Origin of the sequence: Aestuariivirga sp. (genome assembly GCF_044239095.1) — a bacterium.
GTDB lineage: Bacteria > Pseudomonadota > Alphaproteobacteria > Rhizobiales > Aestuariivirgaceae > Aestuariivirga.
The window spans coordinates 1-21,931 of sequence record NZ_JBIICB010000039.1 but is presented as its reverse complement, the minus strand read 5'-3'; the positions used below and the strand labels follow the sequence as shown (position 1 = coordinate 21,931).

Annotated in this window: 23 protein-coding genes; 16 read left to right on the top strand and 7 right to left on the bottom strand. The window is 64.4% G+C overall.

All coding sequences use genetic code 11. The features are described from left to right. From ACILRA_RS05800 to ACILRA_RS05780, 5 genes are all read left to right on the top strand, one after another. Positions 1–410, top strand: a 410-nt coding sequence (locus ACILRA_RS05800; protein ID WP_395661147.1) for a 4Fe-4S dicluster domain-containing protein, incomplete at its 5' end; no start/stop codon positions are given. An 80-nt stretch (positions 411–490) separates the two neighbouring features. After that, the gene (locus ACILRA_RS05795; protein ID WP_395661146.1) at positions 491–1,420 is read left to right on the top strand and encodes a dimethyl sulfoxide reductase anchor subunit family protein; all 930 of its coding nucleotides are present in this window, start codon (positions 491–493) and stop codon (positions 1,418–1,420) included. 71 nt (positions 1,421–1,491) lie between these two features. Beyond that, positions 1,492–2,508, top strand: coding sequence for a betaine--homocysteine S-methyltransferase (gene bmt / locus ACILRA_RS05790; RefSeq protein WP_395661145.1), 1,017 nt, complete (start codon positions 1,492–1,494; stop codon positions 2,506–2,508). Between the two features lie 50 nt (positions 2,509–2,558). Further along, positions 2,559–3,317 (top strand): AAA family ATPase, encoded by a 759-nt coding sequence (locus ACILRA_RS05785; protein ID WP_395661144.1) that lies wholly within the window; start codon positions 2,559–2,561, stop codon positions 3,315–3,317. Positions 3,318–3,352: 35 nt separating this feature from the next. Beyond that, a complete protein-coding gene (locus ACILRA_RS05780) occupies positions 3,353–4,861 on the top strand; it encodes an AAA family ATPase (protein ID WP_395661143.1) in 1,509 nt (502 codons plus the stop codon). A gap of 27 nt (positions 4,862–4,888) precedes the next feature. Here the strand turns inward: ACILRA_RS05780 and ACILRA_RS05775 are convergent, their stop codons facing one another. Beyond that, positions 4,889–6,133: a cysteine desulfurase-like protein gene (locus ACILRA_RS05775; RefSeq protein WP_395661142.1), complete on the bottom strand. Its 1,245-nt coding sequence runs from the start codon at positions 6,131–6,133 to the stop codon at positions 4,889–4,891. Between the two features lie 161 nt (positions 6,134–6,294). Between ACILRA_RS05775 and ACILRA_RS05770 the strand changes: the two genes are divergently transcribed. Both ACILRA_RS05770 and ACILRA_RS05765 read left to right on the top strand, forming a co-directional pair. Continuing rightward, positions 6,295–6,996, top strand: a complete 702-nt coding sequence (locus ACILRA_RS05770) for a corrinoid protein (protein WP_395661141.1) — start codon at positions 6,295–6,297, stop codon at positions 6,994–6,996. Between the two features lie 18 nt (positions 6,997–7,014). Continuing rightward, positions 7,015–7,650 (top strand): DUF1638 domain-containing protein, encoded by a 636-nt coding sequence (locus ACILRA_RS05765; RefSeq protein ID WP_395661140.1) that lies wholly within the window; start codon positions 7,015–7,017, stop codon positions 7,648–7,650. A gap of 655 nt (positions 7,651–8,305) precedes the next feature. On the opposite strand, the gene ACILRA_RS05760 is transcribed toward ACILRA_RS05765, so the two are convergent. The 4 genes from ACILRA_RS05760 to ACILRA_RS05745 form a co-directional block, all read right to left on the bottom strand. Further along, a complete protein-coding gene (locus ACILRA_RS05760; protein ID WP_395661139.1) occupies positions 8,306–8,689 on the bottom strand; it encodes a GFA family protein in 384 nt (127 codons plus the stop codon). Beyond that, on the bottom strand, positions 8,686–9,594 hold the full coding sequence (locus tag ACILRA_RS05755; protein WP_395661138.1) for a homocysteine S-methyltransferase family protein: 909 nt from the start codon (positions 9,592–9,594) through the stop codon (positions 8,686–8,688). Before ACILRA_RS05755 ends, ACILRA_RS05760 begins: the two co-directional genes overlap by 4 nt. A gap of 2 nt (positions 9,595–9,596) precedes the next feature. Continuing rightward, positions 9,597–10,256 (bottom strand): ferredoxin, encoded by a 660-nt coding sequence (locus ACILRA_RS05750; RefSeq protein WP_395661137.1) that lies wholly within the window; start codon positions 10,254–10,256, stop codon positions 9,597–9,599. A gap of 319 nt (positions 10,257–10,575) precedes the next feature. Further along, positions 10,576–12,153 carry a trimethylamine methyltransferase family protein gene (locus ACILRA_RS05745; RefSeq protein ID WP_395661136.1) on the bottom strand — a complete coding sequence of 526 codons (1,578 nt, stop codon included), beginning with the start codon at positions 12,151–12,153 and terminating at the stop codon, positions 10,576–10,578. 180 nt (positions 12,154–12,333) lie between these two features. Here ACILRA_RS05745 and gcvA point away from each other — a divergent pair, with 180 nt between their 5' ends. The 8 genes from gcvA (at position 12,334) to ACILRA_RS05705 (ending at position 20,254) form a co-directional block, all read left to right on the top strand. After that, positions 12,334–13,248 (top strand): transcriptional regulator GcvA, encoded by a 915-nt coding sequence (gcvA, locus tag ACILRA_RS05740; protein ID WP_395661135.1) that lies wholly within the window; start codon positions 12,334–12,336, stop codon positions 13,246–13,248. A gap of 14 nt (positions 13,249–13,262) precedes the next feature. Continuing rightward, complete coding sequence (locus ACILRA_RS05735; protein WP_395661134.1) at positions 13,263–14,822, top strand: trimethylamine methyltransferase family protein; 1,560 nt, start codon at positions 13,263–13,265, stop codon at positions 14,820–14,822. Further along, positions 14,822–15,721 carry a carbohydrate kinase family protein gene (locus ACILRA_RS05730; RefSeq protein WP_395661133.1) on the top strand — a complete coding sequence of 300 codons (900 nt, stop codon included), beginning with the start codon at positions 14,822–14,824 and terminating at the stop codon, positions 15,719–15,721. Before ACILRA_RS05735 ends, ACILRA_RS05730 begins: the two co-directional genes overlap by 1 nt. A gap of 81 nt (positions 15,722–15,802) precedes the next feature. Next, on the top strand, positions 15,803–16,678 hold the full coding sequence (rfbA, locus tag ACILRA_RS05725; protein ID WP_395661132.1) for a glucose-1-phosphate thymidylyltransferase RfbA: 876 nt from the start codon (positions 15,803–15,805) through the stop codon (positions 16,676–16,678). Between the two features lie 5 nt (positions 16,679–16,683). Beyond that, a complete protein-coding gene (rfbC, locus tag ACILRA_RS05720) occupies positions 16,684–17,241 on the top strand; it encodes a dTDP-4-dehydrorhamnose 3,5-epimerase (protein WP_395661131.1) in 558 nt (185 codons plus the stop codon). A 19-nt stretch (positions 17,242–17,260) separates the two neighbouring features. Continuing rightward, entirely contained in the window at positions 17,261–18,319 is a 1,059-nt protein-coding gene (rfbB, locus tag ACILRA_RS05715; RefSeq protein ID WP_395661130.1) for a dTDP-glucose 4,6-dehydratase, read from the top strand. Next, entirely contained in the window at positions 18,319–19,179 is an 861-nt protein-coding gene (gene rfbD, locus ACILRA_RS05710) for a dTDP-4-dehydrorhamnose reductase (protein WP_395661129.1), read from the top strand. Before rfbB ends, rfbD begins: the two co-directional genes overlap by 1 nt. Before the next feature lie 154 nt (positions 19,180–19,333). Then, positions 19,334–20,254, top strand: coding sequence for a pseudouridine-5'-phosphate glycosidase (locus tag ACILRA_RS05705; RefSeq protein WP_395661128.1), 921 nt, complete (start codon positions 19,334–19,336; stop codon positions 20,252–20,254). An 80-nt stretch (positions 20,255–20,334) separates the two neighbouring features. On the opposite strand, the gene ACILRA_RS05700 is transcribed toward ACILRA_RS05705, so the two are convergent. Next, entirely contained in the window at positions 20,335–20,601 is a 267-nt protein-coding gene (locus ACILRA_RS05700) for a hypothetical protein (RefSeq protein WP_395661127.1), read from the bottom strand. 122 nt (positions 20,602–20,723) lie between these two features. On the opposite strand from ACILRA_RS05700, the gene ACILRA_RS05695 reads away from it, so the two are divergent. Beyond that, the gene (locus tag ACILRA_RS05695) at positions 20,724–21,221 is read left to right on the top strand and encodes a DNA polymerase III subunit chi (protein WP_395661126.1); all 498 of its coding nucleotides are present in this window, start codon (positions 20,724–20,726) and stop codon (positions 21,219–21,221) included. 1 nt (position 21,222) lies between these two features. Here ACILRA_RS05695 and ACILRA_RS05690 read toward each other — a convergent pair. Further along, the coding region (locus ACILRA_RS05690; protein ID WP_395661125.1) for an ATP-binding cassette domain-containing protein at positions 21,223–21,931 on the bottom strand (709 nt) is incomplete at its 5' end.

The following is a 21,931-nucleotide window of genomic DNA, read 5'->3' as shown; positions in this document are numbered from 1 at the left end:
CGCGCGAATATGACCAGGCCGATGGCGTGATGAAGAAATGCACGCTCTGTGTGGATCGCATCTACAACGAGAATTTCGAGCCGGAGGACCGGCAGCCCGCCTGCGTCAAGGCCTGCCCCACGGGTGCGCGCCATTTTGGTGACCTCGGCGATGCCAACTCCAAGGTGTCCCAACTCGTCGCCGAGCGCGGCGGTTACGATCTTCTTCCGCAAATGGGCTACAAGCCCGTGAACAAGTATCTCCCGCCGCGTGCCCGCCGCGATGCGACCAACACGGCGCCTGAGAGCCTGCCCAGGCCCGATGGCTCTGCCTTCGACCGCCTGTTCCAGTGGGCGGACAAGGTCCTCTCCTCGAAGAAGGCTTCGGCGCGCGCCAATGAAGTCGACCATTCCGGAAAGCTGGAGGGATAACGGGTGAGGACGAACACGCAGCCCATAAAGGCCGTCATCCCGGCGAAGGCGGGGAAGCGTGCGGGGGAAGTGATCTAGCCATGCATCCCGCCTATTCGGTCATCCTCTTCACGACGGCTTCCGGCGCTGGCTATGGCCTGCTGGCACTTCTGGGCCTCGTCGGCATCAGCCATGGCCAGGCCTCGAGCCTCGCCTTCGGCCTCACCTGCATGGTGATTGCACTGGGCCTCATCACCGTGGGCCTTCTCTCATCCACCTTTCACCTGGGCCATCCGGAGCGCGCCTGGCGTGCCCTGTCGCAATGGCGCTCCTCCTGGCTCTCGCGGGAGGGTGTGGCGGCGGTTCTCACCTACATCCCGGCGCTGCTCTTCGGCCTCATCTGGTCCGGCCTCGTCGAAGCGCCCCAGTTCATCACGCCGCTCGGCGCCATCACTGCGGTCATGGCGCTGGTCACCGTCGTCTGCACCGGCAAGATCTATTCGACGCTCGCCACCATCCGCGCCTGGCACAATGGGCTGACCGTTCCCGTCTATCTCGCCTTCGCGCTGGCAACGGGGGCGTGCCTTCTGGCCACGCTCACGGCGGTGTTCGGCAATTTCCCGGCCTTCCTCGTGTATTTCGCCTGCGCATGTCTCGTGGCGGTGATCGGCGTCAAACTCGCCTACTGGCACGCAATCGACACCGCCCCGCGCGACCGCACCATTGAGCAGGCGACAGGCCTCGGCTCTCTCGGCCAGGTGAGCCAGTGGGAGGTGCCGCACACCTCCGAGAACTACGTGCAGAAGGAAATGGGCTATGCGGTGGCCCGCAAGCACGCGGCGAAGCTCCGCCGCCTTGTCATCCTGCTCCTCGCCGTGGCCCTGCTGCTGATGGTCTCGGCGCTGCTGCTCCCCTATGCCGCGCTGCTCTCTGCCGCCGTGGCGCTGTTCGCGGCTGCGGTGGAGCGCTGGCTGTTCTTTGCGGAAGCCCAGCACGTGGTCACGCTCTTCTACGGGGCAAAGGCCGCCTGACGTTTCTCTCTTGGCAAGCCTGGGGTAGCGATATAAAGACTTCTTTATATCGTTTTGCCCCGGAGGCTCCCATGACCCGCCCGTCCTTCACCGAAGCGCTTGCCACGCGTCCCTGGCTGCTGGCCGATGGCGCCACCGGCACCAATTATTTCCAGATGGGCCTTGAATCGGGTGACGCGCCGGAGATGTGGAATTTCGAACATTCCGAGCGTGTCCGCTCATTGCACCGCCGCTTCATCGAGGCGGGGGCGGATATCGTGCTCACCAATTCCTTCGGCGGCAACCGTCACCGCCTGAAGCTCCACAATGCCCAGGGCCAGGTGCGCGAGATCAACATCGCTGCTGCGAAGAACGCCCGCGCGGAGGCCGATGCGGTGAGCCGCCCCGTTTATGTCGGCGGCTCCGTTGGCCCCACGGGCGAGATCATGGAGCCGGTCGGCGCGCTGACTCATGATGATGCGGTCAGTTCCTTCGCCGAACAGGCCTCCGCCCTCAAGGAAGGTGGCGCCGACGTCCTCTGGATCGAGACCATGTCGTCCGAGGAGGAACTCAAGGCCGCCGTCGAGGGCTGCGCCAAGGCGGGCCTTCCCATCGTCACCACCATGAGCTTCGATACCAACGGCCGCACCATGATGGGCATCACGCCCAAGGCCTTCGGCGCCATCACGGCGGCACTTCCCGTGCAGCCCGTCGCCATCGGCGCCAATTGCGGGGTTGGCGCGTCCGAACTCGTCGCCACCGTGCTCGGCATTTCGGAGGCCCGGCCCGACGCGGCGGTGGTCGCCAAGGGCAATTGCGGCATCCCGCAATATGTCGATGGCCACATCCACTACACCGGCACGCCCGAACTCATGGCGGATTATGCCAGGATCGCCTTCGACGCCGGCGCCAAGATCATTGGCGGCTGCTGCGGCACCAGCCCGGAACATCTGGCCGCGATGCGCAAATCGCTTGAGAGCTACACCAGAGGCAGCCGCCCGACCGTGGAACTCATCGAGCAGAAGCTCGGCCCCGTCTCCGAACTCGCCAAGGGCGTCGATACCGCCGCAGCAGGCGCTGCCCGGCGCGAGCGCCGCCGCGGCAGCTGACACTCCGGCAGGTCTTGCAACCTGAAAAGGCAGCTTCTACGCTTCAGCTGATGAAAGCCTATGAGGCACGCCACTATCTGTTGAAGGCCGAACTGCTGTGGGACCGCGTTGAAGACCGGGCCACCTATCCCTTTTCCCTTCCCGCCATTTCGGGTCTGAGCGAGATCGCCTTTCATCCGAAGGTCACCTTCCTCGTCGGCGAGAACGGCTCTGGCAAGTCCACTCTCATCGAGGCGCTGGCCGTTGCCTGGGGCTTCAACCCCGAGGGCGGCTCGAAGAACTTCCGCTTTGGTACCTTTGCTTCGCATTCATCGCTGCATGGCGCACTACGGCTGACGCGGGGAACACGGCGCGCGAAGGATGGCTTCTTTCTCCGCGCCGAGAGCTACTTCAACGTTGCCACCAACATCGAGGACCTGGATCGCGAACCGTCTTTTGGACCAAAGATCATCGAGTCCTACGGAAACCGGTCACTTCACAAGCAATCCCACGGCGAGTCTTTTCTTGCCCTTCTCGAGCACCGCCTTGGCGGCAAGGGCCTCTATATCTTTGACGAGCCGGAAGCCGCGCTTTCGCCCACCCGCCAGATGTCCATGCTGGTACGCATGCATGAGTTGATCGCCGCCGACAGCCAGTTTGTGATCGCGACCCACTCACCCATTCTGATGGCTTACCCTGATGCCTGGATCTACCAGATGGGTCAGCACGGCCTTGAGCGTGTCGATTACGAGGATACCGAGCACTTCAGGATCACCCGCAGTTTTCTCAACAACCCACGCGACGTGCTCCGCCAGCTGCTTGGCGGCTGAACCCGCAATTGACGCCAGTCAAGGAACTCCGGGCCATGCCGTTGCATACTGGCAGGATGTTCGAAGCGTCATTCCTCAGGGGCGAGACATGGGGCTTCCCCGGAGAACCCGTGGAGCACGTGGAAACCCATGCCGCGCATGTGTTCCTTGCCGGTGACCGCGCCTTCAAGATCAAGAAGGCGGTAAAGCTTCCCTATCTCGACTTCTCCGGCCTTGAAAAGCGGCGCAGTGCCATAGCGGCCGAGTTCGAAATCAACCGCATCTTCGCGCCTGACCTTTATCTCCGCACGGCGGAAATAATGGGTGAGCCCGTGTTGGTAATGCGCCGCTTTCCGGCTCAGGCGTTGCTGTCGTGGCGGATGTCGCATGGCGAGATTGATGCCGTGCTCGCCGGAAGCCTTGCCAGCATGGCCGCCAATGCCCATGCCCAGGCGCCCCGGCGTGAGGCGGGGGGTGCTGGCATCATGATGGGCCTCGGCGCGCAGCTCTCTTCGGCCTTCATCGATTCGCCCGATATTTTCCGCCCGGCTGAGACGCTGGAATTCCATGCTCTCTATGAATCCGCCCTGAAAGCGAGCAAATCTTTGCTCAATGACAGGGGTGAGCGGGGCCTGGTCCGCCGCTGCCACGGCGACATGCATGCCGGCAACATCTTCGTGGAAGATGGCCAGCCCAAGCTCTTCGACGCCATTGAGTTCAGCGAGAAGATTGCCACCATCGACGTTCTCTATGACCTCGCCTTCCTGCTCATGGATCTGTGGACGCATGACGAGCGCCGTGCCGCGAACATCGTGCTGAACCGCTACCTGCACCTGCGCCGGGTTGAGGAGGATCTTTCAGGCCTCGCCCTCCTGCCGCTCTTCCTCTCGACGAGGGCAGGCGTGCGGGCCCTCGTCACCGCCGACCTCGCGCATGAACTGGCGCTGAAGAACTCGATGCAGGCACGTGGCCAGGCGCTGGACTGGTTCAGGTCCTCGATCGGCTTCCTGAAGGCCGCGCGCCCCAAGCTGGTCTGCATTGGCGGCCTCTCGGGCACTGGCAAGACCACGGTGGCAGCGGGCCTCGCGCCTCACCTTGGCGCACCGCCCGGCGCCCTTCATGTGCGCTCTGACGTGGAGCGCAAGGTGCTGGCGGGCGTTGCCGAGACGGAGCGGCTGCCGCCGGAAAGCTATGGCCGCGAAGCATCCTTCGCGGTCTATGCCGCCTGCCTCGACAGGGCCGAGCGGGCGCTGAGAGCCGGCCACTGCGTGGTGTTCGACGCTGTCTTCGCGCGTCCTGACGAGCGCCGCGTCGCGGCGGACGTTGCGCGTGTTGCCCGCGCGCATTTTGCCGGCATCTGGCTTGAGGCACCGTCCGAGGTTCTCAAGTCACGGGTTTCCACACGCCGGGGCGATGCGTCGGATGCAACGCCGGAGGTCGTGGAGCGCCAGCTATCCTATGAACTTGGCCGCATCGACTGGCAGCGCGTCGATGCCTCCGGACCGCCGGAGGAGTCGCTCGCGCGCGCCAGAGAAAGTCTTTCGTTTGGCGCCGCTGACGTGTGACCGTCAGCCAGCCTCAATGCCATTTTGCTAGCCGTTCCTGACCTGCCTTGTGAGGGAGGAGAGGAGGGCATCGACCTCGGCCTCCGTGTTGTAGTGCGCAAGCCCCACGCGCAGCACGCCGCCTTTCTCCATCAGCCCCATGCGGGTGACGGGCTCGATTGCATAGTTGTGCCCGGACCAGACGAAGATGTTGTCCCTGGCGAAGGCCTGGGCCATCGCCTGCGGGTGGTGGCCCTCGAGCGTGAAGGACACCGTCGGCACGCGCCTGTGCATGGCATTGGCGGAGGTGATGCCGCGGATGGTCAGCCCCTTGAAGCCTCTCAGTCCCTCGATCAGCCTGTGCGTGATCCTGTGTTCATGCCCGGCCATTGCATCCCAGGCTGACGCGATGCGCTTTGCCCGCGTACCGCCCGTGCCGAACTGTTCGAGGTATTCGATGGCGCCGAGCGTGCCCGCTATGCCTTCATGCGAGAGGGTTCCCGTCTCGAACTTGTGCGGAGGCTCCTCGCCTGCCGGCCGCACCTTGTAGCCGAAGGTGTCCTTCAGCAGGTCCTCGCGGCCCCAGAGGATTCCCTGATGCGGGCCGAACCATTTGTAGGCGGAGGAGACGACGAAGTCGGCGCCGAGGTCCTGGACGTCCATGGCATAATGCGGCGCATACTGGACGGCATCGAGATAAACGAGTGCGCCCGCCGCTTTCGCCTGCGCCGTGAAGCGCTTCACGTCATGCACGGTGCCGGTGCAGTTGGAGGCCATGCCCATGGCGAGGAGCCTGGTTCTGTCGCTCAGCACGCGGGTGAGCGCATCCTCGGGGAATTCATAGGTTCCGGTGTCGAAGTCCATCCAGCGCACCACGAGGCCGAGGTCTTCGGCGAGCAGCAGCCAGGGGGCGACATTCGCGTCATGGTCCATGCGCGAGAGCACGATCTCGTCGCCCCTGCTGAAACGCTTGCCGAGGCAGCGTGACATGTGGAGCGTGAGGGTTGTCATGTTCTGCCCGAAGATGATCTCCGCGGCAGACTTCGCATTGTAGAAGTCGGCGCAGGCCTCGTGCGCCAGGTCAACGATTTCACCGGCTGCCACGGTCGTCCTGAAGTAGCCGCCAAGGTTGGCGTTCCTGCTGGTCAGGCATTCGACCGTCCGGTCGATCACCTGCTGGGGCACCTGTGTGCCGGCCGGATTGTCGAAATAGACGCGGGAGTGGCCCTCGTCGGTGATGGCAAGCGCGGGGAACTGGGCGCGGGAGGAGGCGATGTCGAAGGCGGCGGTCATGCTGAAAATTCCGGCTCATTCAAGTTGGATCTACCCATAAACGCCCTTTCCGCTTGCCTCAACCGTCGCTTTCCGGCATGGGGACGTCGCCCGCTGGCGAAGGCGAAAACACGCCCGCGGCTATTGTGTTTATTCAAGAATTTCCTCCCCGGAGACAGCTGATGAGCGACGATGGTGAACTTGACCTGAACTCCCTCAACGACGAGGAACTGGTCCAGCAGGTCCATGACGACCTGTATGACGGCCTCAAGGAAGAGGTCGAAGCAGCGGTCCACATCCTGCTCGCCCGCGGCTGGACCCCCTACAAGGTGCTGACCGAGGCCCTGGTCGAGGGCATGCGCATTGTCGGCGTCGACTTCCGCGACGGCATCCTGTTCGTGCCGGAAGTTCTTCTCGCCGCCAATTCGATGAAGGCTGGCATGACCATCCTTCGCCCGCTCCTCATCGCCACGGGTGCTCCGCGCCAGGGCAAGATGGTGATCGGCACGGTGAAGGGCGACATCCACGACATCGGCAAGAACCTCGTCGGCATGATGATGGAAGGTGCCGGCTTCGAGGTGATCGACTTGGGGATCAACAACCCGGTCGAGAAGTATCTGGCCGCCATGGAAGAGCACAAGCCGGACATTCTCGGCATGTCGGCGCTGCTCACCACCACCATGCCCTACATGAAGGTCGTTATCGACACCATGAAGGAAAAGGGCATGCGCGACGATTACGTGGTGCTCGTCGGCGGAGCACCGCTGAACGAGGAGTTCGCCAAGGCCATCGGCGCTGACGCTTACTGCCGTGACGCCGCCGTGGCGGTTGAGACCGCCAAGAGCTTCATGGCGCGCAAGCACAACCAGCTTCAGGCGAACTGACACACGGGGGGTCAGCCCATGACCCTTGTCAATCTCAAGCCATCCGACGAATTCGAGTTCAAGCCAGGCCAGGGGAAGGTTCTTCTCCTGGCCTGCGGTGCTTTGGGCCGCGAGATCGTGGACCTGATCGAGCGTAACCGCTGGACGGCCTTCGACCTGCAGTGCCTTCCCGCCAAGTGGCACAATACGCCCGACAAAATCGTTCCGGCCCTGCGCGAGAAGATCCGCGAGGCGAAGCCCCGCTACGAGTCGATCTTCGTTCTCTATGGCGACTGCGGCACGGGCGGCGAGCTTGACAGGCTGCTGGCGGAGGAGGGCATCGAACGCCTCGAAGGCCCGCATTGCTATGCCTTCTTCTCCGGCAATCCCGAATTCGAGACACATGCGGAGGAGGACGTCACCTCCTTCTTCTTGACCGACTATCTTGCGCGCCATTTCGACAAGCTGATCTGGGAGGGTCTCGGCCTGGACCGTCACCCGGAACTGCTTCCCCTCTACTTCGGCAATTACAAGAAGATCGTCTTCCTCGCACAGACGCGGAATGAGGAGCTGGCGAAGAAGGCCATGGCTGCGGCCAAACGCCTTGGCCTCGATTATGAGTACCGCTTCACCGGCTATGGCGAACTCGAGCGCGACTTGCTGGCACGCGCCTGAGGGCTGACGGCACGAGGCTCGAGGCATGTTTCATCCTTTGTGAGGGTTGCGTTTGTCCCTCGCTGGAGAAGTGGGAGGCGCGGGCGCTGCCCGGCGCAGTGTGTGCTGATCCGGTAAAGGACCAGCGAGTGAGCGCTGAGCAGCGCCCGCGAACCGGCAGGACTTCTTCGCAGATCGGAGAGAACTTGTATAAGAATCCGCCATCGTGGGATTCCGTGACTGCCTCTCGGCGCGGAGGTCGTAATGCCTCCGGGTCTCTCCGCCCGCCCCCGGGAGTGTGGCTTACGTTGAACCGCACCCGCAGGCCTGCCCTTCACCCCGTTCGAGCTCACCGTCGCGAGCAGGAACCCCGATTGGGGGAAGTAAATGGGTACTAGCTGGGTTTAGGAATAAAGTCAAGCATCTTTGCGCCCCCCCTTGGTCCGTCACCCCGGCGAAAGCTGGGTGGCGGACTGAGTGGCAAGGCGGAAATGATCATCCCCTTCTCCCGTCCCGAAGGGATGGGAGAAGGTGGCCGGCAGGCCGGATGAGGGTTCTTTCAAGCGGCAGGACAGGCGGACAGAGACCCTCATCCGCCCTGTCGGGCCCCTTCTCCCATTGCGTTCCGCAACGGGAGAAGGGGAAGCTGAGGCAGCGATGCTCCAAAGTGCGCGGCCTACCACTGATCCTTCCGGTACTCTCCGCCGGTGATCTCGTAATAGTCTCCTGCACTCTCGCAGAAGATATGCCCATCCAGCGGTGCGCCTGTCGGGCCGTCGATCGATCCGGCGGAAATCGAGGTCGTGTCGCTGCCGTCCTGCTTCCAGAACAGCACCGAGCCGCACTCCTTGCAGAAGCCGCGCTGTGCGATGTCGCTGGAGCGGAACCATTTGAGACCGTCCTGACGCGTGAAGGCGAGGTCTGTGTCGGCGCAGGATGTTGCGGACATGTAGGTGCCGGTCTGCTTGCGGCATTGCAGGCAGTGGCAGGCAATGACGGGGCGCAAGGCGCCCTTGATCTCGAAGCTCACAGCACCGCAGAGGCAGGAACCCGTCTTCATGGCTTGAACGCCTCAGACAAGGCCTTGATGTGGTCGGGGCCGAGCCCGCAGCAGCCGCCGAAGGCGGTGACGCCCTGGTGTTTCCAAGCCTTTGATCGCTTCACGAGTTCCTCCGGTGGGATGATGTCGACGAAAGTCCATTCCGGCATCTTGAAGTAGCCGCTCTCGGGATAGGCCCCGATGGGTCCCTTCCAGTGCCGGCGCAGGATATCGATGGCCTCGTCTGTATCGTTGGGCGAGGTGTGCATGATGCTGATGACCTCCGGCTTCAGGCCGGAGAGCGTGCGCGCCACGTCATCGAGCGGCTGGTCCTCGCGGCCGAAGCCGGTCAGCCGGCTGCCGTGGCGCTCGACCGAGATTCCGATCCAGACGGGAAGGCCGGTGGCCATGGCCGCTTCGCTGGCCCAGACCGAATAGTCCCGGTCGCGCATCATCTCCATCATGATGAAGTCGGCGCCCGCAGCAGCGAGGTTGTCTGCCTTGCGCCGGAACAGCGCGCGGGCCTGAGCCTCCGGCCATTCCCGCTGTTTCAGCGTGCGGTCGCTTCCCGGCGCCACGGGCCGCATGGTGGACATGGAGCCTGCAACGGCGACCTGATGGCCCTTCGCCGCTTCCTTCGCGATCGTCACGGCGGCGCGGTCGATCGTCAGCAATTCATCGTCCCGGCCGAGCGCGTTGAAGAGGAGGGCCGAGGTTGCGAAGGTGTTGGCGATGATGACGTCCGCCCCCGCCCTGATGTAGTCCTCGTGCACGGCGCGCACCACCTCCGGGTGGCTGACGTTCGCCTCCGCGCACCAGGTGGAGGAACTCATTGGCACGCCGCGGCGCTGGATGTCCGTTCCGGTGCCTCCGTCGAGGATGATCGTTTCACCGCGGGCGAGCTTCTTGCGAATGACGTCGTACATGGTCACACCTTGTGGCGCGCGGCGAGGAATGCCCGCATGTGGAACTCGGCCTGTGCCGGGGCATAGGCATAGCTTTGTCCCACAGGGCAGGCATGGCGCGCAAGGCATCCGCGGCTCATGCAGGATCGTCCTTCCTCCGTGGCGAGGTGGGCGGTGCAGGCCGGGACGTCATAGGACGCATCGTTGAAGGCGCCGGCGGGACAGGCGGTGAGGCAGGGCCTTCCCCCGCAGGTCTGGCAAGGGTGGGGGCCCGGATGCTGGACGGGGATGTCAAACGCGACGGGGAAGAGCAGGGCGGCGCGGTAGGCGTGCCACAGGCCGTAGGTGGGGTGAATGTTGAGGCCCAGTGGCGAGACGTGGCCCGCCCCGCCCCGCCGGGCCCAGGTGAGGAAGGGCCAGGGCGGGTTCATGTCGAAGGGATAGACGGCGGATGCGTCGAGATCGCGGGCAAGGGCTGAGACCGCCTCGCGCGTCCAGTCATCGATCGCATCACGCGCGGGGTCGCGCTCGCGGGCGAAGCGGCGGAACATGTCCGGGCCTGCATTGCCGATGAGGATGACGAAGTGGGCGCCCTCGGGCACGCGATCCTCAGGGCGAGGGGTGAACCAGCCGAGTGGGGTGAAGCTGGCGCGGCGGATGGCAGTGAGGATGGGGTGTTCCATGGTGCTGGGACGCGCAAATCCATGATGTTATTCCTCGCCCCCACGCATGTGGGCGAGAGGGTCGGGTGAGGGTGTGGTCCAGCATAGCCCGGCTGTTGGCATTCTGCCATGCGGGGAGACCCCCTCACCCTGCCCTCTCCCCCGAAGGGGGAGAGGGATGAAGGGTGGAGAGGAATGAAAGGGGGAGGCCCTCATCCGCCCTGTCGGGCACCTTCTCCCATTGCTGCGCAACGGGAGAAGGGGACGCTGTGAGATGATTATTCCCTTCTCCCGTCCCGAAGGGATGGGAGAAGGTGGCCGAAGGCCGGATGAGGGCTCTTTACGCCCAGCGCGGGTCGCCCGGCTCCATCACGCTGCGCGGCAGCTTGATGTCGTGCTTGGCGCGGATCTGCTCGTCGATGTGGCGCGGGATGTAGTCGGGGTAGTAGGTGGACAGGATCTCGCGCTTCCTCGCCGCGGCACGCTCGACGATGTCGGGCTTTCCGGCCTCGTTCCACTCCTTGGGGCTCATGCGGTTGGCGACCTGCGGGTAGACATAGTCCTTCTGCATCAGGGCCAGCGTCTGCTCGTTGCCGAGATAGTGGCCGGGGCCATCGATACAGACATTGGCGATCACCTCGAGGGAGAGCGTGTCCTCGTTCACCTCGATGCCGCGGACGTTGCGGTTGATGGAGCCCAGCATGTCATTGTCGATCAGCAGGCTCTCAAGGCAGAAGCCCAGCAGCGAGGCGTGCATGCCGGCGGACTCGTAGAGCATGTTGATGCCGGTCATGGCGGAGATGCCGGCGGTCACGCCCTTCTCGTAGCCGGCCTGCATGTCCGGCAGCTTCGAGTCGCACATGCCGGCGGCTGAGCCGACGGTGAGATTATAGAAGTGGCCCATCTGGGCGCAGCCCGAGGTGATGAGCGCCTGCTCGCCCGAACCACCCGACATGGCGCCGGTGCGGAGATCAGACACGAAGGGCCATGGGCCCCAGATGGCAATGGCGCCCGGCACCACGCAGTTGATATAGACGAGGCCTGCGAGGCATTCGGATACGGCCTGCACGACTGTGCCGGCAAGGGCTGCCGGCGAGGTGGCGCCGGCCTGGGCAGCGGAGAGCAGCAGCACGGGCATGCCACCGCGGGCGGCGGACTCGAGGCAGCGGCAGGCGTCCTCGGCGAACTTCATGGGCGGCACGACGAAGCAGTTGGACTGCGACACGAAGGGGCGCTCGCGCCACTTGTCCTCACCGCCCGCCAGCACATGCAGGATCTGCAGGCATTCATCGACATGGTCGGGATCGACCATGGAGGTGCCGACATGCTTTTCGGTGCCGGCAAGGCAGGCATACATGGTGTTGATGTCGAGATCGTGCCCGGTGATCATGTCACGCGCGGTGACCGGACGCTGGTAGAAGTGGATGTGCTCGCAATTGTCGACGATGCGGCCCGCGTCATAGAGGTCGACGAGGAGCGATTCGCGGTAGCTGCGGGTCTCGGGCTCCACGATGTGGACGGCGGCACCGGCGGTGCCGAAATAGACCTTGTTGCCGGAGGGTTGCATGTCGTGCTTCGGGTCACGGCCGTGCAGCACGAAGTTGCGCGCGCAGGAGGCGAGCGTGTCTTCCACCAGGGCGCGGGGGATGCAGAGGCGGCCTTGCGCATTGAGGAAGGCGCCCTTGGCCGTCATCGCCTCGACGCAGGTGGGGATCGCCTGGGCGAGGCCTACGGTCTCGAGCAGCGTCAGCGCGGTTTCATGGATGCGCTGCATGTCGCGCTCGGAGAGGGGCTTGTACTGGCCGCCCTCCATGCCGGGGCGCACGGCGGCCTCTGCCATGGGGATGGGGCGTGAGCGCAGCGCCTTGCGGGCTTCGCGGCCGCCGCGGCGGCGGGAAAGGTCTTCGACAGCACTCATGTTCAGGACTCCTCAATGTGCCTCTATATCGTCTGGTTCCACGTGGCGTTTCAATGGCCTATCTTTTTCCGGAAGAGGATAGTTTTTTTCACCAGTCAGGCCTCACTTTCTGGTCTTCTCCCCTTAACTGCCTGAATTTAGTGGTGGTAGAAGGATCTCTAAACCCAGTGGTGAGGAATCTTGGCCAGACGCGACCTGCCCCCGTTACGTGCCCTGACCGCTTTCGAGGCGGCAGCCCGGCTCGGCAGCTTCCGTCTCGCGGCCAGCGAACTGGGCATCACGCGTTCGGCGGTGAGCCACCAGGTCAAGTCGCTGGAACAGCGGCTTGGCGTGCAGCTGTTCCGGCGCGATGCGCGCCGCGCCGAACTGACCCAGGCGGGCCACACCTATTTCCCGCCAGTGCGCGAGGCCTTCGACATGGTGGAGGCGCAGACCCGCGCGCTGAAGCCCTCCGCCGCCGACAACGAGCTTACCGTGCAGGTCTATGTGACGGTGGCGCTCAAGTGGCTGATCCCGCGGCTGCATGATTTCGAGAAGCGCTTCCCGGATATGAAGGTCAGGCTCTCGACCTCCTATTTCGATTGGGACTTCGATGAGAAGAACGTCGATGTCGGTTTCATCCTCGCCCGCAACCGCTCGCCCGATCATTACTACCGCACGCTGTTCAGGTCGCTTCTCACCCCCATCTGCTCGCCCGAACTGCTGAAGGGGCCGAATGCGCTCAAGACGCCGGAGGACCTCAAGAAGCACAAGCTGCTCTATGTCTATACGGCGGAGGAAGACTGGCACCTGTGGCTCGAGGAAGCCGGCGTCGAGGGGATCAAGCTCTCGGACAGGCTGGCGTTCGACAGCTACATTCTTGCCCAGGAGGCGGCCATCGAGGGCAGGGGTGTGGCGATGACCATCGGCCCCTTCGCCACGGAGGAAATCAAGGCGGGGCGCCTCGTTCAACCCTTCGGCCTGAAGGTGCAGCACCGGCACAACTGGCTCTTCGCCTGCAATGCCGAGCACCGCATGAAACCCAAGATCAAGCGCTTCGAGGATTGGCTGGCAAAGCAGATCGCCGCCGACCCCGCGCTCGACCCCTATCGCTGAGAAGGATACCCCAAGTGACTGTTACCGACACCGAGACGACCCGCAAAAGCCGCCGCGAGGGCGGAGGCCGGCGTGGCGGCGGCACGGGCCGTGCTCCCGTTCCGCAGCTGGCGCGCCGCAAGCTGACGCGCCTGTTCCCCGCGATGGAGATCGTCTCGAAGGACGAGCTCGAGTCGATCCACCTCGCGTCGCTCAAGGTGCTGTCCGAGATCGGCATGGACTTCACGCTTCCGCAAGCGCGCGACATGCTGAGACAAGCTGGCGCCAAGGTCGAGGGTGAGCGCGTGCGCTTCGACCCTGCGATGATCGAGGAGCTGATTTCCTCAGCACCCTCCGAATTCACCTTTCATGCGCGCAACCCCGAGAACAACCAGCGCATCGGCGGCAATGCGATCACCTTCGGCACGGTGGCGAGCCCGCCCAACAGCGCTGACATGGATGGTGGCCGGCGCACCGGCAATTACCAGGACTACCGGAACTTCCTGAAGCTCGCGCAGTACTTCAACTGCATCGGCTTCCTGTCGGGCTATCCGGTGGAACCGATCGATGTCCACGCCTCGATCCGCCATCTGGAGGCGCTGCGCGATGCGGTGCTGCTGACCGACAAGCCCTTCCATGCCTATTCGCTGGGTGAGGAGCGCATCCGCGATGGCATCGAGATCGCCCGCATCGGCCGCGGCATCAGCCATGAGCAGCTCGAGAAGGAGCCCTCGCTCTTCACCATCATCAACACCAACTCGCCCTTGAAGCTCGACACGCCGATGCTGAACGGCATCCTCGAAATGTCGTCGCGCAACCAGATCGTCTGTGTCACCCCCTTCACGCTGGCGGGCGCCATGGCGCCAGTCACGGTGGCGGGTGCGCTGGTGGAGCAGAATGCCGAGGCGCTGGCCGGCATCGCCTTCACCCAGCTGGTGCGCAAGGGCGCGCCCGTGATCTATGGCGGCTTCACCTCCAATGTCGACATGAAGTCGGGAGCACCCGCCTTCGGCACGCCCGAATACATGAAGGCGACGGTCGTCGGCGGCCAGCTGGCGCGGCGCTACAATGTGCCGTTCCGCACCTCCAACACCTGTGCCGCCAACACGGTCGACGCACAGGCGGCCTATGAAAGCGTGTTCTCGCTCTGGGGCCTGACCATGGGCGGCGGCAACCTCATCATGCATGGCGCAGGCTGGCTCGAGGGCGGGCTCGTCGCGAGCTTCGAGAAGTTCATTCTCGACTGCGACCTGATCCAGATGGTGAGTGAGTTCATGCAACCCCTCGAGACCACGGAAGACGCGCTGGGCGTCGAAGCGATCCGCGAGGTTGGCCCCGGCGGGCATTTCTTCGGCGCGCAGCACACGCTGGCGCGCTATACCAATGCCTTCTATTCGCCCATCGTCTCCGACTGGCGCAACAACCAGCAGTGGCTGGCCGCAGGCAAGCCCGAGGCGTGGCAGAAGGCCAATGCGGTCTGGAAGCAGGCGCTGGCAGACTACCAGGAACCCGCGATCGACGACGCCATCCGTGATGAGCTCAATGCCTTCGTCGACAGGCGCAAGGCGGAGGGCGGCGCTCCCACCGACTTCTGATGCCGCGCGTCATCGTCATCGGCGGCGCAAATGTGGACATCAAGGGCCGTGCCAGCGGGCCTTGTCTTCCCCGCACGTCGAACCCCGGGAGCGTCACGCTCTCGGCCGGGGGGGTGGGCCGCAACATCGCGGAAAACCTTGCACGGCTCGGCCACGACGTCTCGCTGGTTACCGCGCTGGGGGATGATGCGAATGCGGCGCTGGTCAGGTCTGCCTGCGCGCGGGCGGGCGTCGACCTCTCGCTTTCCTGGGTGAGCGGCCAGCCGACCGGCACCTATCTCGCCGTGCTGGACGAAACCGGCGAGATGGTGACCGCGGTGAGCGACATGCGCGCCATGGACGGGCTCGATCCGGCCCACCTCGAAACGCTCTCGGGCCAGCTGGCGCGGGCTGACATGCTGGTGGCGGACTGCAACCTGCCCGCGATCTGCCTCGCCTGGCTGATGAGCTTCGCGGGGCGGCATGGGTTGCGCCTGCTGATCGAGCCTGTGTCGGTGGTGAAGGCGGGGAAGCTTCTGGGGCTCACGCGCGCGGCGCCCGTCTTCGCCATCACGCCCAATGTGCAGCAACTCGATGCGCTGGCGGGCGGCGACATCGCGCGGCTTCATGCCCTGGGATTTGCCAATGTCGTGCTGCATCGCGGACGCGAAGGCGCGGTCGCCTCCGACGGTCATCAGGCGGTTGCCGTAACGCCCGTGCAGTCTCCGGAAATTGCCGACGTGACCGGGGCGGGAGATGCGGCGGTTGCGGGGCTGGTCTGCGGCCTTCTGGAAGGCCTGCCGCTGGCTGAGGCCGCGCGGCTCGGGCAGTGCGCCGCGGCCATCAAGCTCGGCTCGCGCGAGTCCGTGGCAACGGACCTCAGCCGGGAAAGGCTGTTCCGGCTGGCGCAGACTAACTAGCAGTTTCTGTATTCTGTTGTTTGGTTGGTCCTTCAGGTGCTACGTCACCCTTCGAAAGGCTTAGACTGCAGGGGGGTGTGGATGCGTGGTATCATCTTGGCGGGCGGAAGCGGAACCCGGCTCTATCCGCTGACCCTTGTCATCTCGAAACAGCTTCTTCCGGTCTACGACAAGCCGATGATCTATTATCCGATGTCGGTGCTTATGCTGGCCGGCATCAGGGACATCCTGATCATTTCGACCCCGCATGACTTGCCGCATTTCCGCAACATGCTTGGCGACGGCTCCGCATTCGGGATCAACCTTTCCTATGCCGAGCAGCCGAGCCCTGACGGGCTGGCGCAGGCGTTCCTTATCGGCGAGAGCTTCCTCAAGGGCGGACCCGCCGCACTGGTGCTGGGCGACAATATCTTCCACGGCGACAAGTTGCAGGACAAGTGCCGCGCGGCAGCAGCGAGAAAGAGCGGGGCCACGGTCTTCGCCTACCGCGTGTCGGACCCTGAGCGGTATGGCGTGGTGGCCTTCGACAAGGACGGTGTTGCCACCTCGATCGAAGAAAAGCCAAAGCAGCCGAAGTCGCACTGGGCGGTGACGGGGCTTTACTTCTACGACTCCGACATCGTCGGCATTGCGAAGTCGATCCGGCCGTCGGCGCGTGGCGAGCTCGAGATCACCGATGTCAACCGCGCATATCTGGAGCGGGGCGACCTCCAGGTCGAGCGCCTCGGCCGCGGCTATGCATGGCTCGATACTGGCACCCACGACAGCCTGCACGACGCCGGCTCCTATATCCGCACCATCGAGACCCGCACGGGCGAAAAAATCTGCTGCCCGGAGGAGATTGCCTTCAACTGCGGCTACATCGACGCCACGGCGTTGGAGAAGCGCGCCCATGCGCTGGGCAAGACCGAATACGCCGCCTACCTGCGCCGCATCGCTGCCGAGCGGGGAGCCTGACCGGCATGGAGATCCGCAGGCTGGCGCTTGAAGGTGTGCTCGAGATCATCCCGGGAAAGTTCGGTGATGCGCGTGGCTTCTTCTCTGAGACCTATTCGCAGAAGCGGTTTGCCGAGGCCGGCATCGACATCGGGTGGGTGCAGGACAACCAGTCCTTCTCGGCCGAAAGTGGCGTGCTGCGCGGGCTGCATTTCCAGCTGGCGCCGTTTGCCCAGGACAAGCTCATCCGCGTGCTGCGCGGATCGATCTTCGATGTTGCCGTCGACCTGCGCCACGGATCGCCGGATTACGGCAAGTGGGTGTCCTGCGTGCTGTCAGCTGATGCGTGGAACCAGCTGCTGGTGCCCAGGGGCTTTGCCCATGGCTTCCTGACGCTCGAGCCCCGCGTCGAGGTGTTCTACAAAGTGTCGGCTCCCTATGCGCCGGAATATGACCGCGGCATCCGCTGGAACGATCCGCAGATCGGCATCGCATGGCCGCTGGAGGGCCGCGAGCCCGTGCTCTCGGCCAAGGACGCGGCAGCGCCATTTTTGTCCGGCATTACTGAACAGTTTTCATTCTAGGCTTGCGGGGTCATCGCGCATGAAGATCATGGTCACAGGCGGATGCGGCTTCATCGGGTCTGCAGTGTGCCGTCACCTGGTGCGGGACCTCGGCATCGATGTGGTCAACATCGACAAGCTGACCTATGCGGCGAGTGAGGGCTCCACCGCGGAGATCGCCGGAAGCCCGGGGTACCGCTTCTACAAGCTCGACATCTGCGATCGCGATGCGGTGCTGAAGGTGATGCAGGACGAAGGCGTCGACGCCGTCATGCACCTTGCCGCCGAAAGCCACGTGGACCGTTCGATCGACGGGCCGGGGGAGTTCATCCAGACGAACATCATCGGCACATTCGCGCTGCTGCAGGCGGCTCGCTCATACCACGCCGGGCTGCCGGAGCCGAGGAAGCCGGATTTCCGCTTCCACCACGTGTCCACCGACGAGGTGTTCGGCGACCTGCCGCTCGACGGCGGGCTGTTCACCGAGGAAACGTCCTATAAGCCGTCGTCTCCCTATTCGGCTTCGAAGGCGGCGTCCGATCACCTGGTCATGGCGTGGCACCATACCTACGGGCTGCCCGTGGTTCTCTCGAACTGCTCCAACAACTACGGTCCCTACCACTTCCCCGAAAAGCTCGTGCCGCTGATGATCATCAACGGCCTCGAGGGCAAGAGCCTGCCCGTCTATGGCACGGGTGAGAATGTCCGCGACTGGCTGCATGTCGAAGACCATGCGCGTGCGCTGGCGCTTGTGATCACCCGGGGCCGCGTCGGCGAAACATACAACATCGGCGGCCGCAACGAGCGCTCGAACCGCGTGGTGGTTGAGACGATCGCCGACACGCTTGACGAACTGGTACCCCTTAACACTGGTTCGCGCCGCAAGCTCATCACCTTCGTGGATGACCGTCCGGGCCATGACCTGCGTTATGCGATCGATGCCACGAAGATCGAGACGGAACTTGGCTGGCGCGCCCGTGAGACCTTCGAGACCGGCCTGCGCAAGACCATCAGCTGGTACATGAGCAATGGCGACTGGTGGCAACCGCTGCGGGCCTCCCGCTATTCGGGCCAGCGCCTGGGCACGGCCAAGCCCTGATGCGGATCCTCGTCACCGGCCGGAGCGGCCAGGTCGTGATGGCGCTGCTCGAGCGGAGTGCGCTTGTGCCGGGGGTTGAGGTGATCGCCCTTGGCCGTCCGGATCTGGACCTCGAGGACACGGCATCCGCGGGCGCCGCCATCGCCGCGGTGCGGCCGGACATGGTCGTCAATGCAGCCGCCTATACTGCGGTGGACAAGGCGGAGCAGGAGTCCGCTCTGGCCTTCGCCATCAATCGAGACGGTGCTGCTGCCGCCGCTGCCGCCGCTGCGCGGCTTGGTGCAGCGTTCATTCAACTGTCGACTGACTACGTCTATCCGGGCGACAAGACGGGCGCCTATGTTGAAAGTGACGAGACGGGCCCGCTCGGCGTCTATGGCCAGTCGAAACTGGCGGGAGAAGAGGCGGTGAAGTTGGCTCATCCTTCGCCGCTCATCCTGCGGACGTCATGGGTCTACAGCCCGTTCGGCGGCAATTTCGTGAAGACCATGCTGCGGCTCGGCAAGGAGCGTGCGGTTTTGAATGTTGTCGACGATCAGATTGGCAATCCGACAAGTGCCCTCGACATTGCCCATGCCGTGCTGCGGATCGCGCCGGGCCTTCCCGGGGGTGGAACCTATCACCTTTGTGGCAGCGGTGACGTGACCTGGTACGGACTTGCCCGCGAGACCTTCGCGCTGAGCAAATCCCTTGGCGGTCCCTGCGCGGAGGTGAAGCCCATCACCACGGCCGAGTACCCGACGCCGGCCCGCCGCCCCGCGAACTCGCGCTTGTCCATGGATGCATTCGCGGCGCGCTTCGGCTTCCGTCTGCGGCCATTGCAAGAGGCGCTGGCGGAAACCGTCTCACGGCTGGTGTGAGGCTGTTCGACTAGATCCAGCTTCTGACGAAGCGGTGCGATCAGATCTGCAAGCTTCAGGCTTGGCAAACGGAGACGCGTGGCTGAAAAGGGAGTTTACCCCTGCTGCAAAACGGGAGGGGTATCATGCAACAACCGGCGTGTTGAGGTGTGCCTTGGCCATTGAACTGTCCCTGACCGAAGAGGTTCGCCGCGCGCTCGAGGAGCGGCGCCCGGTGGTGGCGCTGGAATCGACCATCATCGCCCATGGCATGCCCTATCCGCAGAATGTCGAGACGGCGCGCGCGGTGGAGGAGATTGTGCGCGAGGCTGGCGCGGTTCCGGCCACCATCGCCATCATCGGCGGCGTCCTGAAGGTGGGATTGAGCGGCGTGGAACTCGACCGCTTCGGGCGCGAGGGGCGGTCCATCGCGAAGGTTTCGGTGCGCGACCTTCCCTTCGTCGTGGCCAGGGGGCTGGACGGCGCTACGACGGTTGCCTCCACCATGCGGATTGCGGCCATGGCAGGAATAAGCGTCTTCGCCACGGGTGGCATCGGTGGTGTGCACAGGGGTGCGGAGACGAGTTTCGACATTTCTGCCGACATGACGGAATTTGCGGAAAGCAGCGTCGCGGTGGTGACGGCGGGGGCCAAGGCGATCCTTGACTTGGGCCTGACGCTCGAAACGCTGGAGACCCTGGGCGTGCCGGTGATCGGCCTCGGCACGGATGAATTCCCAGCCTTCTATTCGCGCGGGAGCGGCCATGCCGTGCCGATGCGGTGCAACAGTGCGGGTGAGATCGCAAGCGTGATGCGGGCCAAGTGGGAGATGGGGCTGAAGGGCGGCATCGTGGTGGCCAACCCCATTCCGGCAGATGCTGAAATCCCCGCCGCCGAGATTGCACCCGTGATCGAGGCCGCCATACGCAAGGCTGCGGCCAAGGGCATTCACGGCAAGGAAACGACCCCCTTTCTCCTCGCGGAAATCGCGGGCGTCACGCAAGGGCGCTCGCTTGCGGCCAATATCGCCCTCGTCAGGAACAATGCCAGGGTGGCAGCCGCAATCGCCGTGGCGTTCGCGGCGCAGGCCGCGTGATGGCCCCGCGTCTAGCTCGAGTTCAATGGCTTGAGCATGATCTTTTCGCAAAAGTGGTTTCCACTTTTGCGGATCATGCTCTACTCGCGTGAATAGATAAGCCTGAGGCGGGGAGGGGCGGGTTCCGCGCCGCCAAGGGCTATTTCATAGGATAGCCGCAGGGCTTCTGCCTGTTCCTCCCGCGGGAGGCCGGAAAGAAAGCCACAGAGAGCGTTTTCCAGCGCGCGGGCGAAGTCGGGGAAGCCGCCTTGCGAGGCTTCGTTGGCAACTGCTGCCGCCAGGCAATAGAGGTGCAGTGCCTCACCCGCGCCGGACTCCTGCCGTTCACCTTGTTTTGGACCGCGCACCTGTCACCTCCCCGGCTATCGCCATGACAGGCAGAGACTTATCCAAAGTGGCCCACGCCTCAATATGGAAGAACTGCCATAGCAGCTTACTTAACGTGATGCCCTGCGCGCGTGAACCGCACTTGACCGCCGCGGCCGCCTTGCCGATGAATGGCGCCATGACCCCCGTGTTCTTCTACCATCTGGAACGCCAGCCGCTGGAGAGCGTGCTGCCGAAGCTGCTGAACACCAGCCTCGAGCGCGGCTGGCGCGTGGTGGTGCAGACGGGCAGCGAGGAGCGCAGCGAGGCAATCGCGGCGCAGCTCTGGGCCCATGACGAGGACAGCTTCCTGCCGCACGGCACCAAGGCCGACGGTTTCCCCGACCTGCAGCCGATCTGGATCACCGCGGTGGAGGAGAACCCGAACAACGCCAACATCCGCTTCTTCGTGGACGGTGCGCCTGTGGGCGACATTGCCGGACTGACGCGCGCCGTCATCCTGTTCGACGGCAATGACTCCGAGGCGGTCGAGGCCGCGCGCGCCGGGTGGAAGCGGTTCAAGTCCGCCGGCCATGAGGTGAGCTACTGGCAGCAGGACGAACAAGGCCGCTGGCAGAACCGCGCCGCGGCCGGGAACTAGCTTATCCGAGCTGAGCTTCGAGCCACTGGTTCTCCAGTTCCTCCAGCTCCGCGGCAAGCCTGGCGCGCAGCTTGCCGAAGTCGGCGGCCTTCTTTGGCTCCTCGCTGAAGATGGCGGGGTCGGAAAGCGCCTGGTCCAGGATCGCGATCTTGCCGCGCAATTCCTCCATCCGGCGGTCCAGCTTGTCGACAGCCTTCTGCGTGGCGGCAGCGGAGGCGCGCGGCGGGGGGGAAGGCGTTGCGGCCTGCGGCCTGGCAGACTGGCGCTCGCCGCGGCGGGCCTCGCGCGCCCTCTCCAGCACGAGGCGGGTGTAGTCGTCCATGTCGCCGTCGAAGCGCCTGACGGTGCCGTCGCTGACGAGCCAGAGATCGTCGACGCAGGTCTCGATGATGTGGCGGTCGTGGCTGATGAGGATCACCGCGCCCTCATAGTCGTTGATTGCCATGATGAGCGCTTCGCGGCTGTCGACGTCGAGGTGGTTCGTCGGCTCGTCGAGCACCAGCACATGTGGCGCATGGAACGCGGCAAGCGCGAACAGCAGCCGCGCCTTCTCCCCGCCTGACAGCGTGTCGCAGCGCGAATCCGCCAGCGCCGCGCCGAAGCCATAGGCGCCAAGCTTTGCGCGGCGCTGCGATTCCGGCGCGTCCGGCATGAGGGCGCTGAAGTAGGAATAGGGTGTCCTGTCGGGCGAGATCTCATCCAGCTGATGC